A 13,240-nucleotide genomic window follows, 5' to 3' on the forward strand; every position below is an offset into this window, starting at 1 on the left:
TTTACCCTTGTAAATTTAGTTGTGAAAAGTACGGCTCTAACGGATGTTGCTCGCCAAAGCGATTTGCAAAAAAGCTCTCTACTACTTCGCTTGGCACATCTTTAAGAGTGTTAAATTGCCACTGTGGCGTACCGTCTTTATCGATTAGTAAGGCACGTACACCTTCTTGAAACTCGCCCACTTCGCCAGCACGAACCGACATGCCCAATTCCATTTTAAAACACTCAGCTAAGTTTTTACCTTTGCTATGTTTGAGCTGCTCACTCACTAAGGCACAACTTAATGGGCAACCATGCGCCAACGATTTTTGTGCGCGTTGTAGCCATTTGTCATCAGTGGTTAGATTTAAAATGTAATCTACCTGCTGCTGTAACGTGTCAAACTCGCCAAGCTTTTGAATCAAGCTTAAGTTTGCTTTTAAATTGCCTTTTGGCATACGGCTAGAGTTGTTATCTAACTCAATAAGCAAGGTACTTAGCTTGTCGTGATTTAAACTTGCTGTTTTACCCCATTTAGTATTGAGTAATGCTTCAACAAGCTCTGGGTATTTATCAGCATTTACAAAGTGATCGGCAAGCGATACAAGCTTAGCGTCTTCACAATTAATTGATGCCGAGGTAAGCCCTAAAAACAAACCAACATGGGCGGGCATTTTATGTAAAAAATAACTGCCACCTACATCAGGGTAAAGCCCAATGGTTTGCTCTGGCATGGCAATGCGTGATGTTTCGGTAACAACACGATGACTGGCACCGGCCATTAAACCTAAACCGCCGCCCATTACAATACCGTTACCCCAGACTAAAATGGGTTTGTTATAGCAATGAATAAGGTAATCGAGTTGATACTCTTGAGTAAAAAACTCTTCAACCAGTGAGCTCGGTTTACCCTCACTCATTGCTTTGTGTAAGCTCACTACATCGCCACCGGCACAAAATGCTTTTTCACCAGCACCTTTAAGAACCACTAATGCAATGTTATCGTCTTTGTCCCATTGCTGTAGTTGCGGCTCGAGCAAGCTGATCATCTCAAAATTTAACGCGTTTAATGACTTAGGCGCGTTAAGCGTAGCAAAACCAATGAGTCGGCCATTGTCTGTGGTTGCCGTTTCAAATACCACGGCAGCATCAGCTGAATTTAAACGGGTTAATTCACTCATTAGCCATTCACCCAATTAGCTTTACGCTTTTCTAAAAAGGCGTTAACGCCCTCTTGCTGATCTTCGGTATCAAATAAACCAACAAACAGCTCTCGCTCCAGTGGCAATGCATTCGCCATTGGCTGATGACGCCCTTTTTGAATCAGCGTTTTACATGCAGCAACCGACGATGGGCTTTGCTCTGACACTTGGTTTGCCAGTTTTAGTGCTGCAGCAAAGCTTTCACCTTGTGCAACTACTTCTTCCACTAAGCCAATTTGCAGCGCTTTATCGGCTTTTAAGCGCTCACCGCATAAAATCATGCGTTTTGCCCAGCCTTCACCAACGAGCCATGCTAAGTTTTGCGTTCCACCAGCACAGGGTAATAAACCCACTTTTGCTTCAGGCAATGCCATTTGTGCTTGCTCTTCTGCAATACGAATGTCGCAAGCAAGCGCTACTTCAAGCCCGCCACCCATTGCATAACCATTAATGGCTGCAACCGACACGCCTCTAAAATTAGTTAGCGCTTCAAACGCTTCACCAAATACACATGACATATCTGCGGCTACACCTTTGTCGCCACTGGCAAATACATTTAGGTCGGCACCGGCGCTAAAAAACTTCTCGCCTTCACCAGTCAGTACTAATGCATAAATATTTTTATTGGTGTTGAGCTGATTAACTGTGTCTTTAAGCGCCACTAAGGTGTCTTTCGTCCAGGTATTCGCTGGCGGATTCGACATAGTTAAAATGGCAACATGACCTTCAATAGTTAATTCAATGCTAGGATTTGACATACTAATCTCCTTATAAAACTTCGCTGGCTGATTCGGCTAAGATACGACGTGCAATAATCACGCGCATAATTTCGTTAGTGCCTTCTAGAATTTGATGAACACGTACATCGCGTACGTGGCGTTCAAGTGGATATTCTTTTATGTAACCGTAGCCACCATGAATTTGCAGCGCATCGTTACAAACTGTAAAACCAACATCGGTTGCAAAGCGTTTAGCCATAGCACAATAAGTAGTTTTTTCACTGTCGTTAGTATCAAGTTTAAACGCCGCTAGTCGAACCATTTGGCGCGCTGCTACAAGCTCGGTATTCATATCGGCAATTTTAAATTGTAGCGCTTGAAACGCAGCCAATGGCTTACCAAATTGGGTACGCTCTTTTAAATACTCACGAGCAGTATTAAGTGCAGCTTGTGCAGTACCAATAGAACAAGTAGCAATATTAATACGGCCACCATCTAAGCCTTGCATGGCAAACTTAAAGCCTTCGCCTTCTTGGCCTAATAAGTTTGCTGCTGGAATTCGTACATCTTCAAAACTAATTAAACGTGTTGGTTGGGCATTCCAACCCATTTTTTCTTCTGCTTTACCGTACTCAATACCTTTGGCATCTGCTGGTACAACAAACGCTGAAATGCCACTTGGGCCATCTGCCCCTGTACGTGCCATTACCACTAAAATTTCTGTTTCACCGGCGCCTGAAATAAACATTTTTGAGCCGTTAATAACATACTCATCGCCATCGCGAACTGCTTTAGTTTTTAATGACGCAGCATCAGAGCCAGAGCCTGGCTCAGTTAAACAGTACGATGCCAGTAATTCACCCATTACCAATTGCTCAACGTATTTGTCTTTTACTACATCGGTACCAAAGCTTGCGATCATCCAGGTTGCCATATTATGAATGGTCAGCATAGCCGTAGTAGCTGTACAACCCAGTGCAAGTTGCTCAAAAATAATGCTTGAATCTAAACGAGATAAACCTAAGCCACCGGCTTCTTCAGGCGTGTATAAGCCACAAAAACCAAGCTCACCAGCGGCTTTAATGGTGTCTTTTGGGAAAATATGTTCGCGATCCCACTTAGCAGCATGTGGTGCTAGTTCAGATTCTGCGAATTGGCGCGCCGTTTGCGCAAAAGCTTGTTGATCTTCAGATAAGTTAAAGTCCATGGTAGACCTCTTGTTGTGTTTTGTTTGTTGTCAGTGCATCCCACAAAGGGAGTTATTAGTGAGGAGCGACAACATTGTGTGTTGTGCCCCTCTTTTTTATTGATTATGCGGTTAAAATGTTACTTAAGATTAATACTCATATTTGGGCCTGAAGCGATATCATCTTCAAACCAGCGTGAGGTAATGGTTTTAGTTTCTGTGTAAAAACGAATACCTTGTTTACCATAAGTGTGAGTATCACCGTAGAATGAGCCTTTCCAACCCGTGAACGAGAAAAATGGTAAAGGCACAGGAATTGGCACATTAATCCCCACTTGACCCACTTCAATTTCGTGTTGGAATTTACGTGCAGCTGCACCACTTGAGGTAAATAGTGAGGTACCGTTGCCGTAAGGGCTTTCGTTAATAAGCGCAATGGCTTCTTCAAGGGTATCAACAAACATACACGCCAATACTGGGCCAAAAATCTCTTCTTTGTACAAGTTCATATCTTTGGTTACATCAGTAAATAATGTAGGGCCTACCCAGTTACCTTGCTCGTAACCTTCAACGCTAAAGTCAGAGCCATCAATTAAACAGGTAGCGCCTTGTGCTTTACCATCCGCAATCAGTGATAAAATACGTGCTTTTGCAGCAGGTGATGTTTGTGGGCCATAAGCGGCATCAGCATCATCCCAAACACCTGGGCGTACACCTTCAAAGCCTGCTTTAATTTCATCAACCCAGTCTTTTGCTTGACCAACAAATACCGCCACAGAAATACCCATACAGCGCTGACCTGCTGCACCTACAGAGGCACCCACAAGGTTATTAACAACATGCGATTTACTCGCATCAGGCATAATTACCATGTGGTTTTTAGCGCCAACACACGCTTGAACACGTTTTAAGTTTTGTGTGCCTTTAGAGTAAATGTATGCACCTACACCACATGAACCCACAAATGAAATAGCACGAACGGCTTTGTCTTCTAATAAGCGGTCTACTTGTGGTTTAGTACCGTGCACAACTTGTAACACGCCTTTTGGTGCACCGGCTTCAATAAATAGCTCAGCTAAGCGCATTGGAGTAAGTGGATCTTGCTCAGAGGGTTTTAAAATAAAGGTGTTACCACACACAATTGCCAGTGGGAACATCCACAATGGGATCATTGCTGGAAAGTTAAATGGCGTAATACCTGCACACACACCCAGTGGTTGCATATAAGAATACGTATCGATTTTGCGCGCTACGTTTTCCATGGTTTCACCCATCATTAACGACGGCGCATTAGCAGCTTGTTCAACTACCTCAATACCACGCCACACATCACCTTTTGCATCTTCAAACGTTTTGCCTAGCTCATGACAAATAATAGTGGCTAGTTCATCATGGTTTTCTTTTAATAGCGCCGCGTATTTCATCATAATGCGCGCACGCTCAGTAATAGGCACATCTTTCCATGTTTTAAATGTTTCGCTTGCTGATGCAATCGCCGCATCCATCTCTGCGTCTGTAGCGCATGGCACTTGCGCGAGCACTTCTTGATTAGCTGGGTTTACAACATCAATTAATTCATTTGACGTTGACTGAACGAACTCGCCGTTAATTAGTAAAGGTACTTGGTGCATAATAAATCCTATTGAGTCAATTTAATTGCCGCAGCGCTGTGATTGTTATAGTTGCTGCGGCTTTGTTATCAGTTAAAGTGCTTCGACTGCCATAGCAACGGCTTCACCGCCACCTATACACAAAGAGGCAACGCCTTTTTTGAGGCCTCGGTTTTTAAGCGCATGAATAAGTGTTACTAAAATACGTGCGCCACTAGCACCAATTGGGTGGCCTAGTGCACACGCACCACCATTGACGTTTACTTTGCTTTCATCAAGCTTTAATTCGTTAATAGCCAGCATGGTGACCATGGCAAACGCTTCATTAATTTCCCATAAATCAACATCGGCGGTTGTCCAGCCAGCTTTTTCAAGAACGCTGTTCATTGCGCCCACTGGGGCTACGGTAAATTCACTTGGTTTTTGAGAGTGAGTACTGTGAGCAACAATTTTGCAAAGTGGTGTTAAACCCTCAGCTTTTGCTTTTGATTCGCTCATCAGTATTAGCGCGGCACCACCATCTGAAATAGACGATGAATTAGCGGCAGTAATAGTGCCATCTTTTTTAAATGCAGCTCTTAAGCTTGGAATTTTTTCAGGACGTGCGTTGCCTGGTTGTTCATCAATTGAAACAGTGACATCGCCTTTACGCGTTTTAATAGTGTGCGGTGTAATCTCGTTATCAAACCACCCATTGTCTATGGCTGCGTTTGCTTTACTTAATGAACCCAGTGCAAACGTATCCATTTGCTCACGACCAATACCGTATTCATCGGCTGTGTCTTGAGCAAAGCATCCCATTGCTTTATTGTCGTAGGCGTCTTCTAGGCCATCACTCATCATGTGATCTTTAATTTCGCCATGTCCCATACGCATACCGCCACGGGCTTTAGGAATAAAGTAAGGTGCATTGGTCATGCTTTCCATACCACCAGCGATTGCTGATTCAATAGAACCTGCTTTAATAAGGTCATTCGCTAACATCGCTGCTTTTAATCCAGAGCCACATACTTTATTAATAGTGGTAGCGCCGGTGCTTAGTGCAAGCCCCGCTTTAAGCATTGCTTGACGCGCAGGTGCTTGGCCTAAACCGGCTGGCAATACGCAGCCCATAATTACTTCATCAATTGCATCATTGCTTAAACCCGTTTGAGCAAGTGCGCCTGCAATGGCCGTAGCACCTAATTCGGTAGACTGCGCATCACTTAGTGCGCCCATAAATCCACCCATTGGGGTGCGTTTTGCTGCTACAATTACAACGCTTTCGAAAGACATAAAAGGCTCCATTTTCAATTAACGCAAACATGTTTTATTATGTTTAGCTTAATGTTTAAACTAATCTGATAAATACGAGCATACATAAAATTTACGTTTACGCCAACGTAAATCTAAAATCAACTTTCTAATTAGTGTAAAAACTGTAAAGTTAGCTTGCTAAAAATTTATTACATACTGTCTAACTGGCTTATAACGTTTATAAACACTCAACTTCTGCTGCATTTCCGCTTTTATTTTATACGTCTAAAGTATAACAACCAGATCGCACTTTACCTTTACGTAAACTTCACTTATATTGGGGTTATTCGAATGAGGTAAACATTACAATGAAATCAGATAATCAAACAAACTTTGCAAATTCAGCCAACGAGCCGGCTAAAAACGAACAAACTTTTAGCATTAGTGAATTGGCTAAAGAATTTGATATTACTACCCGCTCTATCCGTTTTTACGAAGACCAAGGGTTAATATCGCCAGAGCGCAATGGCCAAACACGTATTTACTCAAAGCGCGACAAGGTTCGCCTAAAGCTAATACTGCGCGGCAAGCGTTTAGGTTTCACCTTAGCTGAAACAGGTCGTTTGTTTGAACTGTATGATGCTGATAAATCAAGTGCAAAACAGTTAGTTACTATGCTTGACCTTATCAGTGAGAAAAAAGCCGATCTTTCACAACAGATGGATGACATTAAAGTGGTTCTTATGGAACTGGTCACCGCTGAACGTCGCTGTCGCGACACGCTTAGCAAAATAGATGAATAAAATATAACAACGTCATCAACACACAGGAATTAATCATGAGCACTATTTCACTATATAAAGAAATGAACTTTGGCCTTGGCGAAACTGCAGATATGATCCGCAGTCACGTAAACAGCTTTGCCAGTCAAGAAATTGCCCCACTAGCTGAAAAAACTGACCTTGATAATGCGTTCCCCAATGAACTTTGGCCGCAAATGGGTGAAATGGGCGTGCTTGGCATGACCGTGGATGAAGAGTTTGGTGGTTCTGGTTTAGGCTATTTAGAGCACGTTATTGCCATGGAAGAAATTAGCCGTGCAAGTGCCTCTATTGGTTTAAGTTACGGTGCGCATTCAAACCTGTGTGTTAATCAAATAAACCGTAATGGTTCACAAGCACAAAAAGAAAAATACTTACCTAAACTTATTAGTGGTGAGCACATTGGTGCACTGGCTATGAGTGAGCCTAATGCGGGCTCTGATGTTGTTTCTATGAAACTTAAAGCAGAGAAAAAAGGCGATAAATACATTTTAAATGGTAATAAAATGTGGATCACTAATGGCCCTGACGCTGATACGTTGGTAATTTATGCAAAAACAGATTTAAACGCCGGTGCTAAAGGGATTACAGCCTTTATTGTAGAAAAAACATTCCCTGGTTTTTCAACCGCACAAAAGCTCGACAAACTCGGCATGCGTGGCTCAAATACTTGTGAATTGGTATTTGAAAACTGTGAAGTACCCGAAGAAAATATTTTAGGTAACTTAAACGAAGGCGTTAAGGTACTTATGAGTGGCCTTGATTATGAGCGTGTTGTTTTAGCGGCGGGCCCACTTGGCATAATGCAAGCGTGTATGGATATAGTGGTGCCTTACATCCATGAGCGTAAGCAATTCGACAGCCCTATTGGTCAATTCCAGTTAATACAAGGCAAAATTGCTGATATGTATACACAAATGAATGCAGCTCGCTCATATGTGTACACAGTAGCAAAAGCATGTGATCGCGGCGAAACCACCCGTAAAGACGCTGCTGGCGCAATTTTATACGCTGCTGAGCTTGCAACTAAAATGGCATTAGATGCAATTCAGATTTTAGGCGGCAATGGTTACATAAACGAATACGCAACAGGTCGCTTACTGCGTGATGCGAAATTATATGAAATTGGTGCGGGCACCTCTGAAATACGCCGTATGTTAATTGGTCGCGAATTATTCACTGAAAGCCGCTAAGGATTAGTTATGACGATTTTAAAATCGAGCGTTAATCCGCATGATCCAAATTTTGTGCAAAATCACAACAACATGTCGGCGCTAGTGGATGATTTACGCAGTAAAGCAGCAACAATACGTTTAGGCGGTGGCGCTGCGCTAAAAGAGCGCCACGAAGGCCGCGGTAAATTGTTTGTCCGTGACCGTATTACCACTTTGCTAGATGAAGGCTCGCCATTTTTAGAAATATCGCAATTTGCTGCCTTTGGCGTTTATGAACAAGATATTCCTTGTGCCGGTGTGGTTGCAGGTATTGGTCGCGTTAAAGGCGTCGAATGTATGGTGATTGCTAATGATGCGACAGTAAAAGGCGGCACCTATTTCCCGCTGACTGTTAAAAAGCATTTACGCGCTCAAGACATCGCCGAACGTTGTCATTTACCGTGTATTTATTTAGTTGACTCAGGTGGCGCAAACTTACCTGAGCAAGACGACGTATTCCCTGACAAACTGCATTTTGGTCGTATTTTTTATAACCAAGCGCGTATGTCGGGTAAAGGCATTCCACAGATTGCCGTGGTTATGGGGTTATGTACTGCAGGTGGTGCGTATGTTCCTGCTATGGCCGATGAAAGTATAATTGTAAAAGAGCAAGGCACTATCTTTTTAGCAGGTCCGCCACTAGTAAAAGCTGCCACCGGTGAAGTAGTTACTGCAGAAGAGCTTGGTGGCGCCGATGTACACTGTAAAACATCAGGTGTAGCCGATCATTTTGCTGAAAATGATGCACATGCGTTGTCGATTGCTCGCCAGTGTATTGAACGTATTAACTATTCGCGCCCTACCTCACCATTACTCGAAGAAGTAAAAGCCCCTCGTTATGATATTAACGAACTTTACGGCATTGTCGGTACTGATCTTAAAAAGCCTTTTGATGTGCGTGAAGTTATTGCACGTACTGTTGATGATTCATCGTTTGATGAATTTAAACGCTACTTTGGTGAAACACTGGTAACAGGCTTTGCCAGCATTTATGGTCATCCCGTAGGCATAGTGGCCAACAACGGTATTTTATTTAGTGAGTCTGCGCAAAAAGGCGCGCACTTTATTCAACTATGTGCTCAGCGCAACATTCCACTGGTATTTTTACAAAACATCACTGGCTTTATGGTTGGTAAAAAATACGAGTCTGAAGGCATTGCTAAACACGGCGCGAAAATGGTGATGGCGGTATCGTGTGCCGATGTACCCAAATTTACTATTTTAATCGGTGGCTCATACGGTGCAGGTAACTATGGTATGTGTGGCCGAGCATTTGAACCGACCATGATGTGGATGTGGCCAAATGCCCGTATTTCGGTTATGGGTGGCGAGCAAGCCGCTGGTGTAATGGCGCAAGTAAAACAAGATGGTTTAGCCCGCAAAGGCGAAAGCATGAACGAGCAACAAATTAGCGATTTTAAAAAGCCAATCATCGATCAATACGAACAGCAAGGTCACCCATATTATGCCAGTGCCCGTTTATGGGATGATGGCATTATTGACCCTGCTGATACACGCAATGTTCTTGGGCTTGCACTTAGCGCAGCTAAAAATGCTCCTGAGCGTGAATCAAAATTTGGCGTATTTAGAATGTAATGGGAGCTTAAAATGTCAGTAACACTACAAATAACAAAATCTAATGTGGCTGTACTTGTTTTAAGTCGCCCAGAAAAACGCAATGCCTTTAATAGCGACGTTATCCATGAGCTTATTCAATGTATTGAACATGCTAATACGCTCGATATTCGTGCCCTTGTATTAAAAACTGAGGGTAAACACTTTTCAGCCGGTGCCGATTTAGCCTGGATGAAATCGATGGCAGATAACAACTATAACGATAATTTAGCCGATTCAATGCAGCTGGCTAAGCTAATGCAAGTTTTAGCGCAAAGCCCACACCCTACTATTTGTGCGGTACAAGGCGCAGCATTTGGTGGCGCATTGGGATTAATTGCTTGCTGTGATATTGCCCTCAGTAAAGACGACGCTCAATTTTGTTTAAGTGAAGTTAAATTAGGCTTAATTCCTGCTGTTATAAGCCCTTATGTAATAAAAGCTATTGGTGAGCGCGCTGCTCGACGTTATTTTTTAACGGCTGAAGTATTTGATGCGCATACGGCCAAGCAGTTGGGGCTAGTTCACCAAATTACGGGAAATTTAGACTGTGCACTGGATAACCTACTGCAAACACTGATAGATAATGGCCCGGTAGCGGTTAAAGCAGCTAAAGCGCTTATTAATGATGTGGCAAACAAAGAAATCGATAACGAAATAATTGCGCTCACTGCAGAACGTATAGCCAAAATTCGTGTATCAGACGAAGGTCAAGAAGGTCTAACTGCCTTTTTTGAAAAACGCCCTCCCCAATGGCAACTCTAGGACGCATTATGAACACAGTACACTTACAAAAAATTCTAATTGCTAACCGTGGAGAGATTGCTTGTCGTATTATGCGAACAGCTAAGCAAATGGGCTTGACCACGGTTGCGGTTTATTCAGATGCAGATAAAAACGCTCAACATGTAAAAATGGCTGATGAAGCCTACCACATTGGTGCAGCGCCAAGTAAAGACTCATACCTAGTTGCAGATAAAATACTAAACGTTGCCAAAATGAGTGGCGCTGATTGTATTCATCCTGGTTATGGATTTTTATCTGAAAACAGCGAATTTGCTAATGTTTGTGAAGCCAATAATATTGCCTTTATTGGGCCACCAGCAAGCAGCATAGAAGCTATGGGATCTAAAACCCGTGCAAAAGAAATTATGGCAGCCGCTAATGTTCCTTTGGTGCCTGGTTATTATGGCGATAAACAAGACCCTAGCTTTTTACAAGCTGAGGCTGAAAAAATTGGCTACCCTGTGCTTATCAAAGCGGCCTTTGGTGGCGGTGGTAAGGGCATGCGTATAGTTTCAAAAGCCAGTGAGTTTATAAGCGCATTAGAAGGTGCTAAACGTGAAGCTACTGCCGGTTTTGGTAATGATCTGGTTTTGCTTGAGCGTTATGTTGACCAACCACGCCATGTTGAAGTGCAAGTATTTGCTGATAACTATGGCAACTGTGTGTATTTAGGTGATCGTGATTGTTCATTGCAGCGTCGGCATCAAAAAGTGATTGAAGAAGCGCCTGCCCCCGGTTTATCAGACTCATTGCGAAAAGAAATGGGCGAAGCCGCGGTACGATGTGCCCTAGCAATTGACTACCGAGGCGCTGGCACTGTGGAATTTTTACTCTGTGGTGATGAGTTCTTTTTCATGGAAATGAATACTCGCTTGCAAGTAGAGCACCCAGTGAGTGAAATGGTCACCGGCGTTGATTTAGTTAATTGGCAAATTAATGTAGCCAGTGGTTTAGCGTTACCTTTAGCGCAAGCAGATATTCAGCTACAAGGCCACAGCTTTGAAGCACGTATTTACGCTGAAGATCCAAGTAATGACTTTATTCCGTGCTCTGGCACTATTGAGGCACTATATACGCCCGCTAACAGTGAATATGTTCGTATTGATACTGGTATTGCCCAAGGTGATGAAATAAGCCCGTATTACGATCCAATGATTGCCAAACTGATTGTTCATGATGATAACCGCGACCAAGCACTTTCGCGTTTACAACAAGCATTAACACAATTTCATTTAGCCGGATTTAGCACTAATATCAGCTTTTTATATAATTTAGCGATTCATCCACGCTTTAAACAAGGTGCTCCAAGCACCCACTTTATTGCAGAGCAAGGTGAAGCGTTAGTTACTATTGACCCGTCTTTATTACAAACTAGCCGCTTAATTGCAGGTTTTGCGTATTTAGCATCACTTGGTAGTAATACAAGTAGTGCAAATCCATGGCAACAATTACATGGGTTTAGTTTAAATGCGCCGCAACAAGTTAACATTCCATTTAGCGATACCCCCTTAAACGCAATAAAAACCGCGCAGGGCTATAGCATGACCATTAATGACAACACCTTTGAAGTGCAAGGTGAGTTAACTAATGGCTACTGCAACGTATCGATTAATGGCGCTAAACACACTGCGCATGTTAGCCACGTTGATAATGCCATTACTGTAATGAACCAAGCACTGCAAACTAAGTTTGAATGTGTTGATAAACATTTCATCAGCTCACATGAAAATGAGGCATTACCCCTTGCTGCGCCACTTAATGGTACTGTAGTTAAACACTTGTTAGAGGTGGGAAGCACCATAACTAAAGGCGATGCAGTGGTTATAATTGAAGCAATGAAAATGGAATACACGCTTAATGCCCCACATGATGGCGTATTAAAAAGTTACTGTTTTGCTGAGGGTGAACTGGTAAGCCATGGCGCTTTACTGGCCATAGTTGAAGACACAACTGCAGAGGAACCCGCTTAATATGAGTTCATTATTACCTAAATCAGTGCGCATTGTTGAAGTGGGCGCCAGAGATGGACTTCAAAATGAAGCCGCTGTAGAAACTGCTGATAAAATAACGCTTATTAACGCACTCGCCGCTGCAGGCATAAAAGACATAGAAGCTGGTGCGTTTGTCTCACCTAAATGGGTGCCACAAATGGCAGACTCTAGTGAAGTAATAAGCGCACTTAATTTACCTGAGGTTAATCTCAGTGCCCTTACCCCTAATTTAAAAGGGGCAGAGGCAGCAGATGCTGTAGGTATTAAAGAATTTGCAATATTTACCGCAGCGAGCGAAGCATTTTGCCAAAAAAATATTAATTGCTCTATTGAGCAAAGTTTGGCGCGTTTTAGTGAAGTTATGGCTTTTGCAAAGGCGAATAACATTCGCGTACGCGGTTATGTAAGTTGTGTTTTAGGTTGCCCCTATGAGGGAGATGTTGACCCTCATACTGTACTGGCTGTTGCTGCTAAACTCTTAAAAATGGGCTGTTATGAAATTAGCCTAGGTGACACCATAGGTGTTGGCACACCCGCTAAAGTAATAGAGCTACTTACATTGCTACTTAAACATATTGATAAATCTAAACTTGCTGTACATTTTCATGACACATACGGGCAAGCGCTCACAAATATTTACGCTGCGCTAAACCTTGGTATAGCAACGGTTGACAGTGCTGTTGCCGGCCTTGGTGGCTGCCCATATGCCAAAGGCGCGTCAGGAAATGTTGCCACCGAAGATGTTGTATACTTACTGCAAGGGCTTGGCATTGAGCATGGAATTGATTTACAAAGGCTTGCTGAGGCAGGTTGGCAAATTACGAGTGCACTGAACAAACAACCTGCTAGCAAGGTTTCTGCAGCATTACACGCACAATAATTA

General features: G+C 42.9%; 11 protein-coding genes. 6 read left to right on the forward strand and 5 right to left on the reverse strand.

Annotated elements, in window-relative coordinates; genetic code table 11:
• Position 1: 1 nt before the first annotated feature.
• The 5 genes from BW139_RS10000 to BW139_RS10020 all read right to left on the reverse strand — a co-directional run bounded on the left by BW139_RS10000 (position 2) and on the right by BW139_RS10020 (position 5,970).
• A complete protein-coding gene (locus BW139_RS10000) occupies positions 2–1,159 on the reverse strand; it encodes an enoyl-CoA hydratase/isomerase family protein (RefSeq protein ID WP_076919542.1) in 1,158 nt (385 codons plus the stop codon).
• On the reverse strand, positions 1,159–1,938 hold the full coding sequence (locus tag BW139_RS10005; protein WP_076919543.1) for an enoyl-CoA hydratase: 780 nt from the start codon (positions 1,936–1,938) through the stop codon (positions 1,159–1,161). The genes BW139_RS10000 and BW139_RS10005 overlap by 1 nt, the downstream gene beginning before the upstream one ends.
• A gap of 10 nt (positions 1,939–1,948) precedes the next feature.
• A complete protein-coding gene (locus BW139_RS10010; RefSeq protein WP_076919544.1) occupies positions 1,949–3,106 on the reverse strand; it encodes an acyl-CoA dehydrogenase family protein in 1,158 nt (385 codons plus the stop codon).
• Positions 3,107–3,225: 119 nt separating this feature from the next.
• The gene (locus BW139_RS10015) at positions 3,226–4,716 is read right to left on the reverse strand and encodes a CoA-acylating methylmalonate-semialdehyde dehydrogenase (protein ID WP_076919545.1); all 1,491 of its coding nucleotides are present in this window, start codon (positions 4,714–4,716) and stop codon (positions 3,226–3,228) included.
• 72 nt (positions 4,717–4,788) lie between these two features.
• Complete coding sequence (locus BW139_RS10020; protein WP_076919546.1) at positions 4,789–5,970, reverse strand: thiolase family protein; 1,182 nt, start codon at positions 5,968–5,970, stop codon at positions 4,789–4,791.
• A 329-nt stretch (positions 5,971–6,299) separates the two neighbouring features.
• Here BW139_RS10020 and BW139_RS10025 point away from each other — a divergent pair, with 329 nt between their 5' ends.
• The 6 genes from BW139_RS10025 to BW139_RS10050 are packed head-to-tail and all read left to right on the forward strand — an operon-like array spanning position 6,300 to position 13,237.
• A complete protein-coding gene (locus BW139_RS10025; protein ID WP_008114692.1) occupies positions 6,300–6,734 on the forward strand; it encodes a MerR family DNA-binding transcriptional regulator in 435 nt (144 codons plus the stop codon).
• Positions 6,735–6,769: 35 nt separating this feature from the next.
• Positions 6,770–7,945, forward strand: a complete 1,176-nt coding sequence (locus BW139_RS10030; protein WP_076919547.1) for an isovaleryl-CoA dehydrogenase — start codon at positions 6,770–6,772, stop codon at positions 7,943–7,945.
• 9 nt (positions 7,946–7,954) lie between these two features.
• Positions 7,955–9,562, forward strand: a complete 1,608-nt coding sequence (locus BW139_RS10035) for a carboxyl transferase domain-containing protein (RefSeq protein WP_054200892.1) — start codon at positions 7,955–7,957, stop codon at positions 9,560–9,562.
• A 12-nt stretch (positions 9,563–9,574) separates the two neighbouring features.
• A complete protein-coding gene (locus BW139_RS10040) occupies positions 9,575–10,345 on the forward strand; it encodes an enoyl-CoA hydratase/isomerase family protein (protein ID WP_010389950.1) in 771 nt (256 codons plus the stop codon).
• Between the two features lie 8 nt (positions 10,346–10,353).
• The gene (locus BW139_RS10045; RefSeq protein ID WP_076919548.1) at positions 10,354–12,336 is read left to right on the forward strand and encodes an acetyl/propionyl/methylcrotonyl-CoA carboxylase subunit alpha; all 1,983 of its coding nucleotides are present in this window, start codon (positions 10,354–10,356) and stop codon (positions 12,334–12,336) included.
• A 1-nt stretch (position 12,337) separates the two neighbouring features.
• Positions 12,338–13,237 carry a hydroxymethylglutaryl-CoA lyase gene (locus BW139_RS10050; RefSeq protein ID WP_076919549.1) on the forward strand — a complete coding sequence of 300 codons (900 nt, stop codon included), beginning with the start codon at positions 12,338–12,340 and terminating at the stop codon, positions 13,235–13,237.
• Positions 13,238–13,240: the final 3 nt, after the last annotated feature.

The organism is Pseudoalteromonas sp. SK18 (assembly GCF_001974855.1).
Classification (GTDB): domain Bacteria; phylum Pseudomonadota; class Gammaproteobacteria; order Enterobacterales; family Alteromonadaceae; genus Pseudoalteromonas.